Source organism: Modestobacter versicolor (assembly GCF_041028285.1).
Lineage (GTDB): Bacteria > Actinomycetota > Actinomycetes > Mycobacteriales > Geodermatophilaceae > Modestobacter > Modestobacter versicolor_A.
In genome coordinates this window covers 1083739-1100010 of sequence record NZ_JABGDB010000001.1, presented here as the reverse complement: position 1 = coordinate 1100010, position 16272 = coordinate 1083739, and the positions used below count along the sequence as shown (strand labels likewise).

General features: G+C 75.1%; 18 protein-coding genes. 1 reads left to right on the top strand and 17 read right to left on the bottom strand.

Going from position 1 to position 16272, the window contains the following annotated elements; translation table 11 throughout:
* Nucleotides 1-75 precede the first annotated feature (75 nt).
* The 8 genes from HL054_RS05520 to HL054_RS05485 form a co-directional block, all read right to left on the bottom strand.
* Nucleotides 76-651, bottom strand: a complete 576-nt coding sequence (locus tag HL054_RS05520) for an adenine phosphoribosyltransferase (protein WP_369137796.1) — start codon at nt 649-651, stop codon at nt 76-78.
* Nucleotides 648-2054 (bottom strand): protein translocase subunit SecF, encoded by a 1407-nt coding sequence (gene secF, locus HL054_RS05515; protein ID WP_369137795.1) that lies wholly within the window; start codon nt 2052-2054, stop codon nt 648-650. The genes HL054_RS05520 and secF overlap by 4 nt, the downstream gene beginning before the upstream one ends.
* On the bottom strand, nt 2051-3730 hold the full coding sequence (gene secD / locus HL054_RS05510; RefSeq protein ID WP_369137794.1) for a protein translocase subunit SecD: 1680 nt from the start codon (nt 3728-3730) through the stop codon (nt 2051-2053). Before secD ends, secF begins: the two co-directional genes overlap by 4 nt.
* Before the next feature lie 13 nt (nt 3731-3743).
* Nucleotides 3744-4088 (bottom strand): preprotein translocase subunit YajC, encoded by a 345-nt coding sequence (gene yajC, locus HL054_RS05505; protein ID WP_369137793.1) that lies wholly within the window; start codon nt 4086-4088, stop codon nt 3744-3746.
* Nucleotides 4089-4244: 156 nt separating this feature from the next.
* A complete protein-coding gene (ruvB, locus tag HL054_RS05500) occupies nt 4245-5372 on the bottom strand; it encodes a Holliday junction branch migration DNA helicase RuvB (RefSeq protein WP_369137792.1) in 1128 nt (375 codons plus the stop codon).
* A complete protein-coding gene (ruvA, locus tag HL054_RS05495) occupies nt 5369-6025 on the bottom strand; it encodes a Holliday junction branch migration protein RuvA (RefSeq protein WP_369137791.1) in 657 nt (218 codons plus the stop codon). Before ruvA ends, ruvB begins: the two co-directional genes overlap by 4 nt.
* Entirely contained in the window at nt 6004-6609 is a 606-nt protein-coding gene (ruvC, locus tag HL054_RS05490) for a crossover junction endodeoxyribonuclease RuvC (RefSeq protein ID WP_369137789.1), read from the bottom strand. Before ruvC ends, ruvA begins: the two co-directional genes overlap by 22 nt.
* A gap of 88 nt (nt 6610-6697) precedes the next feature.
* A complete protein-coding gene (locus tag HL054_RS05485; protein ID WP_369137788.1) occupies nt 6698-6874 on the bottom strand; it encodes a L,D-transpeptidase family protein in 177 nt (58 codons plus the stop codon).
* Nucleotides 6875-7068: 194 nt separating this feature from the next.
* On the opposite strand from HL054_RS05485, the gene HL054_RS05480 reads away from it, so the two are divergent.
* Nucleotides 7069-7647, top strand: coding sequence for a hypothetical protein (locus HL054_RS05480; protein ID WP_369137787.1), 579 nt, complete (start codon nt 7069-7071; stop codon nt 7645-7647).
* 181 nt (nt 7648-7828) lie between these two features.
* On the opposite strand, the gene HL054_RS05475 is transcribed toward HL054_RS05480, so the two are convergent.
* The 9 genes from HL054_RS05475 to thrS form a co-directional block, all read right to left on the bottom strand.
* Nucleotides 7829-8581 (bottom strand): YebC/PmpR family DNA-binding transcriptional regulator, encoded by a 753-nt coding sequence (locus HL054_RS05475; RefSeq protein ID WP_369137786.1) that lies wholly within the window; start codon nt 8579-8581, stop codon nt 7829-7831.
* Nucleotides 8578-9255 carry a pyridoxal 5'-phosphate synthase glutaminase subunit PdxT gene (pdxT, locus tag HL054_RS05470; protein WP_369137785.1) on the bottom strand — a complete coding sequence of 226 codons (678 nt, stop codon included), beginning with the start codon at nt 9253-9255 and terminating at the stop codon, nt 8578-8580. The genes HL054_RS05475 and pdxT overlap by 4 nt, the downstream gene beginning before the upstream one ends.
* Entirely contained in the window at nt 9252-10169 is a 918-nt protein-coding gene (pdxS, locus tag HL054_RS05465) for a pyridoxal 5'-phosphate synthase lyase subunit PdxS (RefSeq protein ID WP_440347920.1), read from the bottom strand. Before pdxS ends, pdxT begins: the two co-directional genes overlap by 4 nt.
* Before the next feature lie 64 nt (nt 10170-10233).
* Entirely contained in the window at nt 10234-10776 is a 543-nt protein-coding gene (locus HL054_RS05460) for a hypothetical protein (RefSeq protein WP_369137784.1), read from the bottom strand.
* Nucleotides 10777-10787: 11 nt separating this feature from the next.
* The gene (locus HL054_RS05455) at nt 10788-12017 is read right to left on the bottom strand and encodes a glycosyltransferase family 4 protein (protein ID WP_369137783.1); all 1230 of its coding nucleotides are present in this window, start codon (nt 12015-12017) and stop codon (nt 10788-10790) included.
* Entirely contained in the window at nt 12017-12991 is a 975-nt protein-coding gene (locus HL054_RS05450; RefSeq protein ID WP_369137781.1) for a phosphatidylinositol mannoside acyltransferase, read from the bottom strand. The genes HL054_RS05455 and HL054_RS05450 overlap by 1 nt, the downstream gene beginning before the upstream one ends.
* Nucleotides 12988-13644 (bottom strand): phosphatidylinositol phosphate synthase, encoded by a 657-nt coding sequence (gene pgsA / locus HL054_RS05445; protein ID WP_369137779.1) that lies wholly within the window; start codon nt 13642-13644, stop codon nt 12988-12990. The genes HL054_RS05450 and pgsA overlap by 4 nt, the downstream gene beginning before the upstream one ends.
* Nucleotides 13645-14211, bottom strand: coding sequence for an HIT family protein (locus HL054_RS05440; RefSeq protein ID WP_369137777.1), 567 nt, complete (start codon nt 14209-14211; stop codon nt 13645-13647). It lies immediately after the preceding gene.
* On the bottom strand, nt 14208-16244 hold the full coding sequence (thrS, locus tag HL054_RS05435; protein WP_369137776.1) for a threonine--tRNA ligase: 2037 nt from the start codon (nt 16242-16244) through the stop codon (nt 14208-14210). Before thrS ends, HL054_RS05440 begins: the two co-directional genes overlap by 4 nt.
* Nucleotides 16245-16272: the final 28 nt, after the last annotated feature.

Below are 16272 nucleotides of genomic sequence, written 5' to 3'. Positions count from 1 at the left end.
TCTGTTGAGGAGGCGGACCCTCCCCATGCTAGCCGCGGTGCTGCACGGGCCGCCGCCCGTGCTCACCCGGGGTGGTCAGGTGGTCCAGAGCGCGTGCACCGGGTGCGGGGCGAGCCGCTCCCGGCCGGCCAGCGCGGCGAGCTCGATGACCACCGCGACCGCGGTCACCACCCCGCCCAGCCGCTCGACCAGCGCGATCGCCGCCTGGAGCGTGCCGCCGGTGGCCAGCACGTCGTCGACCAGCAGCACCCGCTGGCCGGGCCGGACCGAGTCGGTGTGCAGCTCCAGGGTCGCGGTGCCGTACTCCAGCGCGTAGTCCGCCGACACCCGCTCGCGGGGCAGCTTGCCGGCCTTGCGGATCGGCACCACCCCGGTGCCGGCGTCCAGCGCCACCGCGGCGGCCAGCAGGAAGCCGCGGGCCTCGACCCCGGCCACGACGTCGAAGCCACGGCCGCCGCCGGACAGCGCCGCCGCCCGCGGGTCCACGTCGGCGGGCTCGGTGAGCGCGTCGACGACCCGGCGGAAGGCGGCGGCGTCGGCGAACACCGGGGTCAGGTCACGGAACACCACCCCGGGCTCGGGGAAGTCCGGGACGTCGACCGCGATGGAGGCGATCAGCTCGTCGACCGGGACCTCGCCGACCTGGCTCACCGGCGCTTCCTGCCGGCCGGTCGCTGGGCCGGCTTCTGCCCCGGCCGCTGCGGGCGCTGACCCGGCCGCGGGGTGCTCGACCCGCTCCGGACCGTCGGCTGCACGGACTCCGGGGACTCGACCTGGACGTCGGCGTCGGGCCGGTCGGGCAGCGCGTCGGGCCGCTCGGCCACGGCGACCGCCGACCGCCGGGCGGTGCTGGTCGCCCCGCCGGCGCGGCGGGCGCTGGCGACCGGGCCGCGCGGGGCTCCGGAGGCGGAGGTCCGCGCCTCGGCGGCCCGCCGGGCGAGCACCCGCTTGCGCAGGGCCTGCTGCTCGGGCTCGCGCTCCTTGAGCTCGGCCAGCACCGGGGTGGCCAGGAAGATCGAGCTGTAGGTGCCCACGGCCAGGCCGACGAAGAGCACCAGCGCGAGGTCCTTGAGCGTGCCGGCGCCGAGCAGGCCGGCGCCGACGAACAGCAGGCCGGCCACCGGCAGCAGCGCGATCACCGAGGTGTTGATCGACCGCATCAGCGTCTGGTTGACCGCCAGGTTGGCCGCCTCGCCGTAGGTGGAGCGGGCGCTCTTGCTGAGGTCCTTGGTGTTCTCCTCGACCTTGTCGAAGACCACGACGGTGTCGTAGAGCGAGAAGCCCAGGATGGTCAGCAGGCCGATGACCGTGGACGGGGTGACCTCGAAGCCGATCAGCGCGTAGACGCCGGCGGTCACCACGATGTCGTGCAGCACCGCCACGATCGCGCCGACCGCCATCTTCGGCTGGAAGCGGACGGCGAGGAAGGCCACGACTGCCACCAGGAAGACGAGCAGCGCCTTGAGCGCCTGGTTGGTGATGTCGCCGCCCCAGTCGGCGCTCACCGACTGCGGGCTCACCTCCGCCGGCGGCACACCGACGGACTCGGCGACGGCGGCGACCACGGCCTCCTCGGTGTCGGCGTCCAGCGCCTCGGTGCGCAGCAGCACGGAGTTGCCGCCGACGACCTGCGCGCTGGACACCTCGGCCCCGGCGCCCTCGGCCGCCTCACGGACCGTGGTCAGCTGCGAGCTCTCCGCCGGCACCCTGAGGCTGGTGCCGCCGGCGAACTCGATGCCGAAGTTGAAGCCGCGGAACACCATGGCCAGGACGCACAGCAGCATGACCACGGCGGTGACCCGGAACCAGAAGCGCCGCTTGCCGACGACGTCCAGCCCGGCCTCGCCGTTGTAGAGCCGGTGGGCCAACGAGCCGCGGGCCGGCGCACGCCGGGCGGACCGGCCGGGCGTCGCGCCCTCCGCGGGCAGGCCCGCGTCGGCCAGCGCCTGGTCACCGGTGCTGTCGCCGGCGGCGTCGGCCAGCACCGCGCCGTCGTCGACCGTCTCGTCGGCGTCGGTGCCGAGCGGCACGTCGGCCGCGTCGCGCGGGGTCATCGGTTGCTCCCGTTCGTGCTGCCGGCGCCGACCAGGTCCCGGTCGGCCCGGGCCGGCGGCGGGGGCCGCCGGCTGTGGTCGACCTGGCCGAGGCCGGAGAAGCGGTTGCTGCCGAAGGACCTGACCCGGCTGAGCACCGCCATCAGCGGGTGGGTGAAGAGGAAGACCACGACCAGGTCCAGGACCGTGGACATGCCGAGGGTGAACGCGAAGCCCTTCACGTCACCGATGGCCAGCCAGTAGAGGATGGCGGCGGCCAGGAAGCTGACCGCGTCGGCGGACAGGATCGTCCGCCGGGCGCGGACCCAGGCCCGCGGGGCGGCGCTGCGCAGGCTGCGCCCCTCGCGCACCTCGTCCTTGAGGCGTTCGAAGTAGACGACGAACGAGTCGGCGGTGATGCCGATGGAGACGATGAACCCGGCGATCCCGGCGAGGCTGAGCGCGAAGCCGATCTGCCGGCCCAGCAGCACCAGGCAGGCGTAGACCACCACCGCCGACAGCACCAGGCTGGCGATCATCACCAGCCCGAGCAGCCGGTAGTACAGCAGCGCGTACACGAAGACGAGGGCGACGCCGATGGCCCCGGCGATCAGCCCGGCCCGCAGCTGCTCGCTGCCGAGCTCGGTGGAGATCGACTGCGCCGTCGCCTGGCTGAACGTCAGCGGCAGCGCGCCGTACTTGAGCTGGTTGGCGAGCTCGGTGGCGGTCTCCTGGTCGAAGGAGCCGCTGATCTCGGTGGTGCCGCCGTTGATGGCGCTGTTGATGTTCGGGGCGGAGACGACCCGGCCGTCCAGGGTGATGCCGACGGCGTTGCCGACGTTGGCGGCGGTGAAGGCCGCCCAGGCCTCGGACCCGGCGTTGGTCAGGTCCAGGGTGACGATCCACTCGCCGGTGCCGACCTGGGTCCCGGCCCCGGCATCGGTGACGGCGGTGCCCTCCAGGACGGCCGGGCCGAGCAGGTACTTGACCGAGCCGTCGTCGGAGCAGGCGGCGATGTGGTCGTCGGGCCGGTCGACCTGGGTGGTCGTGGTGTCGCAGGTGAGGGTGGCGTACTCGGCGGCGGCCACCTCCTGCGTCACGGCGGGGGCGTCCGGGTCGGGGGCGCCGGTGTCGGTCGCCGCGCCGCTCCCGGTCGTCGCCGGGTCGGTCGTCGCGGGCGCGGACCCGGTGGGCGCCGCGCTGTCGGTGGGCGCGGCGCTGTCGGTCGGGGCTGCGCCGTCCGTGGGCTCGGCGCCGTCCGTGGGCTCGGCGCCGTCCGTGGGCTCCGCGCCGTCGGTCGGCTCCGTGCTCGCCTGGGACGCCGGCTCCGGGCCCTGCAGGACCGGCCGGAAGCGCAGCTGGGCGGTGGCGCCGAGCTCGCGGGCCTGCTCGCCGTCGTCGCCGGGGACCGAGATGACGATGTTGCTGTCGCCCTCGGTGACCACGTCGGCCTCGGCCACGCCGAGCCCGTTGACGCGCTGCTCGATGATCTGGCGTGCCAGTTCGAGGTCCTCGGGGGCGGGCGCCTGGCCGTCGGGCGTGCGGGCGGTCAGCGTGACCGTCGTCCCGCCCTGCAGGTCGAGCCCGAGCTGCGGGGTGCGGGTGTCACCGGTGAGGAAGATCAGCGCGTACAGGCCGGCGACGATGACGACGAAGGCGGCGAAGTAGCGCCGTGCGGGGAGCTGGCGGGCGGCCATCCGGTCTACCGGCTCAGCGCGTCGGGTCGGTGGGGTCGCCGTCGCCGTCGACGATGCCCGTGGCGCTCGAGCCGGAGCCCGGGGTGGCGGTGTCGGTCGCGGGCTTGCGGATCTCCATGATCGCCGGGCGGGCGACCGTCATGACCACCCCGGGGGCGATCTCGAGGTCCACCGTCGACTCACCGAGCGCGGCGACCGTGCCGTGGATGCCGCTGGTCAGCATCACCGGCGTCCCGATGGTGAGCGAGTCCTGCATCGCCTGGGCGTTCGCCTGGATCTTCTTCCGCTGCCGGGAGGGCAGGACGAAGAGGACGACGAACGCCAGCGCGACCAGGATGAGCAACGGCAAGGATTCCACGACAGGTGAGCCTCTCTACCGCGGCGTCATCGCGCGGTGGGTGCGGCCCGGGGCGGGCCGCTCGGGTACATCGGTGCCGGCGTCGCCCTGCGCAGGCAGGGGAACCGGGGCGCGGCCGCCCGGGACGTCCCGGGTTGCGCGCCAGCGCCGTGGAGTCTAGGCGTCGAACAGCGTCTGTGACGAAGGCCCGTCCGACGGCGGGTCGGCTGTGCCCCCGCTGAGCGCCACCCCGCCGCGTGGGACGGGGTGCCCCAGGTGCCGGAAGGCGGCCTCGGTGGCGACCCGGCCACGGGGGGTGCGGGCGAGCAGGCCGGCCCGGACCAGGAACGGCTCGCACACCTCCTCGACGGTGTGCGGCTCCTCCCCCACCGCCACCGCGAGGGTCGCGACGCCGACCGGACCGCCGCCGAACCTGCTGACCAGCGCCTCCAGCACCGACCGGTCCAGCCGGTCCAGGCCGAGGTCGTCGACGTCGTAGAGGGCCAGCGCGGCCCGGGCGACGTCCAGGGTGACCCGGCCGTCGGCGCGCACCTCCGCGAAGTCGCGGACCCGCCGCAGCAGCCGGTTGGCGATCCGCGGCGTGCCCCGCGAGCGGCCGGCGATCTCCGCGGACCCCTCGGCCGTCAGCTCGACCCCGAGCAGGTCGGCGCTGCGCGCCAGCACCCGCTCCAGGTCGGCGGTGTCGTAGAACTCCATCTGGCCGACGAAGCCGAACCGGTCGCGCAGCGGGCCGGTGAGCAGCCCGGCCCGGGTGGTGGCCCCGACCAGGGTGAACGGGTTGATCTCCAGCGGGATGGCGGTGGCGCCCGGGCCCTTGCCGACGACGACGTCGACCCGGAAGTCCTCCATCGCCATGTACAGCAGTTCCTCGGCCGGCCGGGCGATGCGGTGGATCTCGTCGATGAACAGCACGTCACCGGGCGACAGGTTGGACAGCATCGCGGCGAGGTCGCCGGACCGCTCGATCGCCGGGCCGCTGGTGATCTTCACCGAGGTGCCCAGCTCCGAGCCGATGATCAGCGCCAGGCTGGTCTTGCCCAGGCCGGGCGGACCGGACAGCAGCACGTGGTCCGGCGGCCGGCCGCGCCGCTTGGCGCCCTCGAGGACCAGGTCCAGCTGGCGCGCGACCTTGGGCTGGCCGATGAAGTCGGCGAGCGAGTGCGGCCGCAACGCCGACTCGACGACCCGCTCCTCGTCCCCGGCGCGCGGGTCGACGGCGTCGTCGGGCAGCCGGCCGGGGCCTGCGTCGGCGGCGGACAGACCGCGGTCGAACGGCGAGCTCATGACCGGCCCAGCAGCCGCAGCGCCTGCCGCAGCAGGATCGCGATCTCCACGCCACCGGTGGCGGCCACCTGCTCATCGGCGATCGGGGCCAGCTGGGCCACCGCGCCCTCGGCCTCCCGGCCGGTCCAGCCGAGGCTGACCAGCGCGGCGGTGAGCTGGTCGCGCCACGGCGCGACCGGGGTGACCGAGCCGAGCCCGGCGGGGGCCGGGCCGTCGAGCGAGGCGTCGGAGGAGGTGGTGCCGAGCCGGTCGCGCAGCTCCAGCACCAGCCGCTCGGCGCCCTTCTTGCCGATCCCGGGCACCTGCATCAGCGCCTTGAGGTCGCCCATCGAGACCGCCCGGCGCACCTCGCGGGGCGGGTGGATGGCGAGCACCGCCTGGGCCAGCCGCGGCCCGACGCCGTTCGCGGTCTGCAGCAGCTCGAACAGCTGCCGCTCGTCGTCGTCGGCGAAGCCGTACAGGGTCAGCGAGTCCTCGCGGACGACGAGGCTGGTGGCCAGCCGGGCCTGCTCCCCCACCGTGAGCCGGGCGATCGTGCCGGGGGTGCACTGCACCGACAGGCCGATGCCGCCGACCTCGACGACGGCGCCGTCCGGGGAGACCGCGGCCACCCGGCCGCTGACGCTGGCGATCACCGGGAGATCCCCGTCCACCGCGGCAGCGTGCGGGCCGCGGGCACCGGGGCACCGATGCCGCCGGCGAGCGCGGCCACCCTCAGCCGGTCCTGCGCCGGGCCGCGCCACACGTGGCAGACCGCCAGCGCCAGCGCGTCGGCGGCGTCGGCCGGCTTCGGCGCGGTGGCCAGCCCGAGCACCCGGGTGACCATCATCGTCACCTGGTCCTTGTCGGCCCGGCCGTTGCCGGAGATGGCGGCCTTCACCTCGCTCGGGGTGTGCCAGGCCACCGGAACCGACGCCTGGGCGGCGGCCAGGGCGGCGACGCCGGCGGCCTGCGCCGTGCCGGTCGCCGTCCCCTTGTTGTTCTGGTGGAACACCCGCTCGATGGCCATCGCACCGGGCCGGTGCTCGCGCAGCAGTGCGGTCACGGCGGTGTGCACCTCCAGCAGGCGGAGTTCCAGGTCGAGCTCGGGGTTGGTGCGGACGACGCCGACCCCCAGCGCCGTGGGCCGGGCACCGGGGCGCCCCTCGACGACGCCCCACCCGCACCGGGTGAGGCCCGGGTCGATCCCCAGCACCCGGATGCCCGTCCCCGGAGCGCCCATGCGCGGCACCGCCATGCCCACTCTCCCAGCTTCGCACGAACACGTGTTCGACGGAACGCTAGCCCGGGTACCGGGGTCGGTCCGGCTGCGACGCGCCGGGGCCTCAGCCGACGCCGATGGAGATGACCGGGGTGGCCGCCGGGTCCAGCCAGCGGAGCAGCTGCTGCATCGCGGCCCGGTCGACGGCCACGCAGCCGGCGGTCGGGGCGCCGTCGGTGACGTGCAGGAAGAACGCCGAGCCCGCGCCCGGGGTGCCGCCGCGGTTGTGGTCGATGACCACCGCGTGGTCGTACACCGGCCCGGCGGCGGCGAGGTCCTCCCCCGCCTGCTCGTCGAAGTCGCAGCTGCCCGGGGGCGCACTGCACGTACTGGTTGTACCGCGGGCTCGCGACGTCGGAGACCCACCAGTCGTCGCCGTCCACCACCCGGTAGGGCAGCGCGGTGCCGGGGTCGGCTGCCCGGCCGAACGCCTCGGTGAGGGTGAACGTGCCGGCCGGCGTCCGGGTCGAGGACTCGCTGGCCACCCCCACGCCGGCCGCGCCGACCCGGGCGGTCAGCGGGCCCAGCACCGGCGTCCAGCCGTCGGGCCCGAGCTCCCAGGCGGTGAGCCGGGCGGACGTCGCGGAGCGGCCGGCCGCCACCACGGTGACCACCTGCGTGCCCGGCGGTTCCACGCCCAGCGGCAGCAGGAACGGCGCCGGGGCGGGGGCGACGGCGGGCTCCGCGACCGGTGGCCCGACCGGTGGTGCGGCCTCGGGCGGCGGGGCAGGCTCAGCCGGGGGTGCTGATGTGGTCGGCCGGGCGACCAGCCCGACGCCGGGACGGCGGCCCACCGGCTCCGCGACGGGGTCGGCGGTCGCCGGGGCGCGTGCCGGTGAAGCGGCCGCCGCGGTGGCCACCGGCGGGCCGGCCGGGCCGCAGACGCCGGCCGCGACCACCAGCAGCCCGGTCAGCAGCAGCCGGACGGCGCGGGCGGTGCGGGCACCGGCACCAGCGGCCACCGTCGCACCCCCGCCCCCGGCGACCGGGACGGCGCCTCGCGGCGGACGCTAGGGCGACCCGCCCGGCGGGCGGGCCGACCCGCCCGGGGCCCGGTGCGCCTGGGGCGGCAGGGGCCAACGAGGCGACCACGCCGCGAGGCCCACCGACCCGTCAGGCGTCGACCTCCCGGGACGCCTTCCGGGACGGCTCCACTCCTCGGTCGCTGGCGCTCCCTGCGATGCTCACCGACCCGTCAGGCGTCGATCGACTCCATGACCTCGTCGGACACGTCGTAGTTCGCGTACACGTTCTGCACGTCGTCGAGGTCCTCGAGGGCGTCGATGAGCCGGAAGACCTTGCCCGCCCCGTCGGCGTCCAGCTCGACCTGCACGCTGGGCACGAAGCCCATGTCGGCGGAGTCGTAGTCGATGCCGGCGTCCTGCAGCGCGGTGCGCACGGCGACCAGGTCACCGGGCTGGCAGACCACCTCGAGGGTGTCGCCGAGGTCGCGGACCTCCTCCGCGCCGGCGTCCAGCACGGCCATCAGCACGTCGTCCTCGGTGGTGCCGGTCGCCGGGACCACGACGACGCCCTTGCGGGAGAACAGGTAGGACACCGAGCCGGGGTCGGCCATGTTGCCGCCGTTGCGGCTCATCGCCGTGCGCACCTCCATCGCCGACCGGTTCTTGTTGTCGGTGAGGCACTCGATGAGCACCGCGACCCCGCCCGGGCCGTAGCCCTCGTAGGTGATGCTCTGGTAGTCGACGCCGCCGGCCTCGAGGCCACCGCCGCGCTTGACCGCGCGGTCGATGTTGTCGTTGGGCACCGAGCTCTTCTTCGCCTTCTGGACGGCGTCGTAGAGGGTCGGGTTGCCGGACAGGTCGGCGCCGCCGGTGCGCGCCGCGACCTCGATGTTCTTGATCAGCTTGGCGAAGAGCTTGCCGCGCTTGGCGTCGATCCCGGCCTTCTTGTGCTTGGTCGTCGCCCACTTGGAATGGCCGCTCACGACTGACTCCCCTCACTGACAGCGCCGGCTCCGACGCCGCCGCCTGTTGCCTGGTCTCGGACCCGCTCGGCCGCCGCCTCGCCCACCAGCTCCGCGAAGAGAGCGTGCACGCGCAGGTCGCCGGTCAGCTCGGGGTGGAAGCTGGTCGCCACCAGCCGGCCCTGACGGACGGCGACGATCTTACCGTCGGCCGCCCCGCCCTCGACCCGGCCGAGCACCTGCACCTCCGGGCCGGCCCGCTCGACCCACGGCGCGCGGATGAAGACCGCGTGCACCGGCGGCCCGGGCACCCCCGCCAGCCGGACGGCGCCCTCGAAGGAGTCGACCTGCCGGCCGAACGCGTTGCGGCGCACCGCCACGTCCAGCCCACCGATGGTCTGCTGGCCCTCGACCGCGTCGAGCACCGTGTCGGCCAGCATGATCATCCCCGCGCAGGAGCCGTAGACCGGCAGCCCGCCGCGGACCGCGGCCCGCAGCGGCTCGAGCATGCCGGACCGGACGGCCAGGTTGGCCATCGTCGTCGACTCCCCGCCCGGGACGACGAGCCCGTCGACCGCGGCCAGCTCCCCCGGCCGCCGCACCCGCACGGCCCGGGCGCCCACCGCGGTCAGCGCGGCGAGGTGCTCCCGGACGTCACCCTGCAGCGCCAGGACACCGACGAGCGGTGCGGTCACCACCCGCGGGTGGCGTAGCGCTCGCTCTCCGGGAGCGTCGAGACGTTGATGCCGACCATCGCCTCGCCGAGCCCGCGGGAGACCTTCGCGATGACGTCGGGGTCGTCGTGGAACGTGGTGGCCTGCACGATGGCGGCGGCCCGCTGCGCCGGGTCGCCGGACTTGAAGATGCCCGAGCCGACGAACACGCCCTGGGCGCCCAGCTGCATCATCATCGCGGCGTCGGCGGGGGTGGCGATGCCGCCGGCGGTGAACAGCACGACGGGCAGGGCACCGAGCCGGGCGACCTCGAGCACGAGGTCGTGCGGGGCGCGCAGCTCCTTGGCGGCGACGAACAGCTCGGTCTCGTCGAGGGTCGACAGCCGCTTGATGCTGGCCCGGATCGACCGCATGTGGCGGGTGGCCTCCACGACGTTGCCGGTGCCGGCCTCGCCCTTGGACCGGATCATCGCCGCGCCCTCGGAGATCCGGCGCAGCGCCTCGCCCAGGTCGGTGGCCCCGCAGACGAACGGGACGGTGAACTCGCTCTTGACGATGTGGTGCGCCTCGTCGGCCGGGCTGAGCACCTCGGACTCGTCGATGTAGTCCACGCCCAGCGCCTGCAGCACCTGCGCCTCGACGAAGTGCCCGATCCGGGCCTTGGCCATCACCGGGATGGAGACCGCGGCGATGATGCCGTCGATCATGTCCGGGTCGCTCATCCGGGCGATGCCGCCCTGGGCGCGGATGTCGGCGGGCACCCGCTCCAGCGCCATGACCGCGACCGCGCCGGCGTCCTCGGCGATCTTGGCCTGCTCCGGCGTGACGACGTCCATGATCACGCCGCCCTTGAGCTGCTCGGCCATGCCTCGCTTGACCCGGTCGGTGCCGGTGGCGGCGGGGGTGGGGGTGGCCGGGCTGTCGTTCAGGGACACGGGACTGCCTTCGATCGGACGTCGGGAGGGACTCCCAGCCTACGGCCGACCGGCGCCGGACCGGTCAGCGCCGGGGCTGCGGTCCGCCACCGGCCGGTGCCGGCCCGGTGAGCACGGCGTCCAGCCCGTCGTCGATGTCGAAGTACCGGGGCAGCGGCCGCCGGGCGTGCAGCCGGAGCACCCGGGCCAGCCGGCCGCGGCGCAACGCCCGGGTGTCCCGGACGGCGTCGTTGTAGAACCGCCGGGCCAGCCCCACCCGCAGGCCGGCCTCGGTCAGCTCCGGGGTGAGCGTCCCCGCGGGCACCCGCCGCAGCAGCCGGCCCACCTGGTTCTCCGCGGCCTCGCGGTCCCCCGCGCTGGGCGCCCGGGCCTCGGCCGCGGCCTCGGCCAGGGCGGCGGTGAGCGCGGCACCGAGCTCGTCGGACCGCTCGCGGGTCAGCGCCGCCGCCAGCTCGGCCCGGCGCAGGAGGGCGGCGTCGAGCACCTCGCGCGCGCGGCGCACCCGGCCGGCCAGCCGGCGCAGCCGGGTCAGCGTGAACGTCACCGACACCAGCAGCAGGGCGAGCACGAGCCCCGCGGCGAGCAGCAGCCAGGTCCCGGTGGTCATCGGGCCTCAGGCTAGCGCCGCACCCGCCGCCGGAAGGGCCCCGACACCGCCGGGTGTGCCTCGCCGGGGGGAGGCGGGGTGCCCAGCAGCGCGGGGTCGTCGTCGGCCGAGGCGGTGACGCCGATGCCGCCGGTGGGGGCGACCGTCTCGTAGACGGCGAGGATGCGCTGCGCCACCACCGACCAGTCGTAGCCGGCGACCGCGCGGGTGCCCGCGCCGGCCAGCTCGGCCCGCCGGACCGGGTCGGCGAGCAGCCCGGACAGCGCGCGGGCCAGCGCGGCGACGTCCCCGCGGGGCACCAGCACCCCCGCGGTGCCGTCGGCGAGCACCCGGCCGAAGGCGTCCAGGTCGCTGGCGACGACGGGGGCCCCGGCGGCCATCGCCTCCAGCAGCACCACCCCGAAGGACTCCCCCAGCAGGTTGGGCGCGCAGTAGACGTCGACCGAGCGGAGGAACGCCGCCTTCTCGGTCTCGGCGAGCTCCCCGAGCAGCGTCACGTGCGGGGCGAGGTCGGCCCCCACCAGGTCCGCGAACCCGTCCGGGTCGCCGCGGCCGGCCACCAGCAGCCGTGCCCGGGGGTGGTCGCGGACCACGGTGCGCATCGCGTCCAGCAGCACCGGCAGGCCCTTGCGCGGCTCGTCGTAGCGGCCCAGGAAGCCGATCGTGGGGGCGTCGCCGCCGCGTGCGTACCCGGGCAGCGGGGGGCCCTCGGCGAAGGCCGGCACGTGCACGCCGTTGGGGATCACCACCGCGTCCCCGCCGAGGTGCTCCACCTGCACCCGCCGGGCGAAGTCGGAGACGGCGATCCGGCCGCTGATCTTCTCCAGCCAGGGGCGCACCCAGGGCCCCAGCGCGGCGAGGACCTTCGACCGGGTGGTCGCCGCGTGGAAGGTCGCCACGATCGGCCCCTTGGCGATGATGCAGACCAGCAGCGACACCGACGGCGAGGCCGGCTCGTGCACGTGGACGACGTCGAAGGCGCCCTCCCGCAGCCAGCGCCGCACCCGGGCGGCCGACACCAGGCCGATCTGCATGCTGGCCATCGAGCCGTTGTACGGCACCGGCACGGCCCGCCCGGCCCAGGTGACGTGCTCGGCCGGCAGGTCCTCCTCGTGCTCGGCGGGGGTGAGCACCTCGACGTGGTGCCCCAGCGCGCGCAGCGTCTCGGCCAGGTCGCGCACGTGGTACTGGACGCCCCCGGGCACGTCCCACTGGTAGGGGCAGACCAGGCCGATCCGCATCAGCCCGGCCCGCCGGACAGCTGCCCGGCCCGCTGCGGCGTCCCGGCGTCCGGGGTGGGCCGCCCGTCCGGCCCGACCTCGGGCCAGACCCGGCCCAGCACGTGCCAGTCCTCGGGCTGCTCGGCGATGGTGGTGGCGAACGCGTCGGCGACCTGCTGCATCGCCGTGGTCACCCGCTCGCGCAGCCGACCGGGCCCGTCGACCGGCACCGGCGGGTGGACGACGAACCGCCAGCCGGCGCCGTCGAACTGGCAGACCGCCGGCAGCAGCACCGCCCCGGTCTGCGCGGCCAGCAGCGCCGGCCCGCCGGGCATCGTGGTGCGGCGGCCGAAGAAGGTGACCGGGACGCCGGCGCCGGAGAGGTCCCGGTCGACCAGCAGGCACGCCGTCCCACCGGCGGTGAGCCACTCGCGGAGCACCGTTGAGCTGGGCCGCTCGCCCCCGGTGAGGGGGACGATCCGCATGCCCAGGTTCTCGCGGTAGTCGACGAAGCGCCGGTACAGCGACTCCGGGCGCAGCCGCTCGGCGACGGTGACGAACGGCCCGCCGAGCAGGTCGACGAGCCACACGCCGGCGGCGTCCCAGTTGCCGCTGTGCGGCAGGGCCAGCACGACGCCGCGGCCCCCGGCGACGGCCCGCTCGAGGTGCTCGCGGCCGGGCAGGTCGGAGGAGGCGACGATGCGCTCGCGGGTCAGCGTCGGCAGCCGGAATGCCTCCTGCCAGTACCGGGCGTAGGACCGCATGCCGCGCCGGGTCAGGTCGTCCAGCGCCGCGTCGTCCAGCCGGCCGCCGGTGGCGACGTCGAGGTTGGCGCGCAGCTGCCGCGCCCGCGGCCCGCGCCGGGCCGCGGCGAGCGACCCGGCGCCGGCGAACAGGCTCCGGGCGACCGGCTCCGGCAGCAGCCGGACAGCGCGCCACCCGGCGGCGTAGCCGGCGTCGACCACCCGGTCGGTCAGCTCGGCCCGGCGGCTCACGGCGCCGGCGGTCCGGTCGGCTCGTCGGCGGCCGCCGGCCCGGGCAGCCGCATCCCGCGGGAGCCGCTGCGGACGGCGGCGAACCGCTGGCCCACCGTGATCGCGCTGCCCACGGCCAGCACCCAGAGGCACACGTGCAGGGCGTACGGGATGCCCAGGCCGGTGAACCCGGTGCCGACCAGCACCAGGATCAACCGCTCGGTGCGCTCGACGATGCCGACCTCGACCCGCAGCCCCATGCCCTCGGCTCGGGCCTTGACGTAGGAGGTCAGCACGCCGAGCACCAGGCAGACCAGCGCCAGCAGGACGATGAGCCGGTTGTCGCCGTCCCCGCTGTACCACCAGACCAGGCCGGCGAAGATGGCCGCGTCCGCGGCCCGGTCGCCGGTGGAGTCCAGCACCGCGCCGAAGACGGAGCCGCCGCCGCGGGCCCGGGCCAGCGCGCCGTCGAGCATGTCCAGCAGCACGAACAGGGTGACGGCGAAGGCACCCCAGAACAGCTCGCCGCCGCCGATCAGGAACACCGCCGCGGCGACCGCGCCGAGGGTGCCGGTGAGGGTCACCGCGTCAGCGGTCACCCCGACCCGGACCAGGCCGCGGACGACGGGGGCCCAGAACCGGCCGACGGCGGGACGGAGGTTGATGCCGAGCACTCAGGCCACACCCTGCCCGGGGCCCGCCGGCCCGGCCGGGACGGCGGCCGGCCACTGGGCGGCGAGCAGCGCCCGCGTCTCGGTGAGCACCTGCGGCAGCACCCGGGTCAGCCCCACGACGGGCATGAAGTTGGTGTCACCGCCCCAGCGCGGCACGACGTGCTGGTGCAGGTGGTCGGCGATGCCGGCGCCGGCGATCGACCCCTGGTTCATCCCGACGTTGAACCCGTGCGCGCCGCTGACCGAGCGGACGACGCGCATCGCCGTCTGGGTGAACGACCCCAGCTCGGCCACCTCGGCGACGGTGAGGTCGGTGTAGTCGGGCACGTGCCGGTAGGGCACCACCATCAGGTGGCCGGCGTTGTACGGGTAGAGGTTCAGCACGGCGAAGACGGTCGCGCCGCGGGCGACGACCAGCCCCTCCTCGTCGTCCATCTGCGGGATGAGGCAGAACGGGCAGTCGTGGTCGCCGGTCGGCTTCCCGCCGCGGATGTAGGCCATCCGGTACGGCGTCCAGAGGTGCTCGAACACCGCCGCCGGGCCGCCGTCGTCGTTGGCGACGCTCATCCCTGCGGCACCTCGGCGGTCGGGTCGGCGTTGTGCCGCGCGACCACCCAGGCGGCCACCTGGGCCACGGCGTCGGCCACCGGCACCCCGTTGCGCTGCGAGCCGTCGCGGTAGCGGAAGGAGACCGCCCCGGCGTCGGCGTCGGTCGCCCCGGCGATCAGCACGAAGGGCACCTTCTGCTTGCTGGCGGTGCGGATCTTCTTCTGCATCCGGTCGTCGGAGTCGTCGATCTCGACCCGGATGCCCTTCTCCCGCAGCAGCAGGGCGACGTCGGTCAGGTAGGGCACCTGCTCGTCGGTGATCGGGATGCCGACCACCTGCACCGGGGCCAGCCACGCCGGGAAGGCACCGGCGTAGTGCTCGGTGAGCACGCCGAAGAACCGCTCGATCGACCCGAACTTGGCCGAGTGGATCATCACCGGCTGCTGCCGGGTGCCGTCAGCGGCGCTGTACTCCAGGCCGAAGCGGGCGGGCTGGTTGAAGTCGTACTGGATGGTCGACATCTGCCAGGTGCGGCCGATGGCGTCGCGGGCCTGCACGGAGATCTTCGGGCCGTAGTAGGCCGCACCGCCGGGGTCGGGCACGAGCTCCAGCCCGGTCTCCCGGGCCGCCTCCTCGAGCACGGCGGTGGCGTTGGCCCACTCCGCGTCCGAGCCGATGAACTTGGCCTGCTTGGCCGGGTCGTCGCCCCGGGTGGACAGCTCCAGGTAGTAGTCGTCCAGACCGAAGTCGCTGAGCAGGCCGAGCACGAAGGCCAGCAGGTGCCGCACCTCGCCGGGCGCCTGCTCGGGGGTGACGTAGCTGTGCGAGTCGTCCTGGGTCAGGCCGCGCACCCGGGTCAGGCCGTGCACGACGCCGGACTTCTCGTAGCGGTACACCGAGCCGAACTCGAAGAACCGCAGCGGCAGCTCGCGGTAGGACCGCCCGCGCGACCGGAAGATCAGGTTGTGCATCGGGCAGTTCATGGCCTTGAGGAAGTACTCGCTGTTCTCCAGCTCCATGGCCGGGAACATGGTGTCCTCGTAGTAGGGCAGGTGCCCGGAGGTCTCGAACAGCCCGCGCTTGCTGATGTGCGGGGTGCCGACGTAGTCGAAGCCCTCCTCGAGGTGCCGGCGGCGGACGTAGTCCTCCATCTCCCGCTTCACCACCCCGCCCTTGGGGTGGAAGACCGCCAGACCGGAGCCGATCTCGTCGGGGAAGCTGAACAGGTCCAGCTCCACCCCGAGCCGGCGGTGGTCGCGGCGCTCGGCCTCGGCCAGCTGCTCCAGGTACGCCTTGTGCGCGTCCTTGCTCTCCCACGCGGTGCCGTAGACCCGCTGCAGCTGCGGGTTCTTCTCGTTCCCGCGCCAGTAGGCAGCGGCGCTCCGGGTGAGGGAGAACGCCGGGATGGTGGAGGTGCGCGGCACGTGCGGGCCGCGGCACAGGTCGGTCCAGACCCGGTCGCCGGTGCGGGCGTCGACGTTGTCGTACATGGTCAGCTGGGCACCGCCCACCTCGACGTCGGCGCCCTCGGCGGCCTCGTCGCCGGCACCGCCTTTGAGGCCGATCAGCTCCAGCTTGTACGGCTCGTGCGCCAGCTCGGCCCGCGCCTCGTCGTCGCTGACCTCCCGGCGGCGGAAGTGCTGCCCGGCCCGGACGATCTCGGTCATCTTCTTCTCGAGGGCCTGCAGGTCCTCGGGGGTGAACGGCCGCTCGGGCTCGAAGTCGTAGTAGAAGCCGTTCTCCACCGGCGGGCCGATGCCCAGCCGGGTGCCGGGGAAGAGCTCCTGCACGGCCTGCGCCAGCACGTGCGCCGCGGAGTGCCGGATCACCGCGCGGCCGTCGGCGCTGGCGGCCGGGACCGGCTCCACCTCCACGTCGGCGTCCGGGGTCCAGCCGAGGTCCCGGAGGTCGCCGGAGGCCAGCTCCCGGACGACGACCGCACCGTCGGGGCCCTTGAACGGCACCCCGGCGTCCTTGAGCGCCTGCGAGGCCGTCGTCCCGGCCGGCACCCGGATCGGGGCGGCGGCGGTGGGCGAAGGCGCGGTGGACACGGCGGTGCTCCTCAGGGTGGTCGGGTGC

Coding starts and splice junctions, on each gene's coding strand:
- secF (WP_369137795.1), bottom strand. CDS start 2,054: ATGACCCCGCGCGACGCGGCCGACGTGCCGCTCGGCACCGACGCCGAC.
- secD (WP_369137794.1), bottom strand. CDS start 3,730: ATGGCCGCCCGCCAGCTCCCCGCACGGCGCTACTTCGCCGCCTTCGTC.
- ruvB (WP_369137792.1), bottom strand. CDS start 5,372: ATGAGCTCGCCGTTCGACCGCGGTCTGTCCGCCGCCGACGCAGGCCCC.
- ruvC (WP_369137789.1), bottom strand. CDS start 6,609: ATGGCGGTGCCGCGCATGGGCGCTCCGGGGACGGGCATCCGGGTGCTG.
- HL054_RS05460 (WP_369137784.1), bottom strand. CDS start 10,776: ATGACCACCGGGACCTGGCTGCTGCTCGCCGCGGGGCTCGTGCTCGCC.
- HL054_RS05455 (WP_369137783.1), bottom strand. CDS start 12,017: ATGCGGATCGGCCTGGTCTGCCCCTACCAGTGGGACGTGCCCGGGGGC.
- HL054_RS05440 (WP_369137777.1), bottom strand. CDS start 14,211: ATGAGCGTCGCCAACGACGACGGCGGCCCGGCGGCGGTGTTCGAGCAC.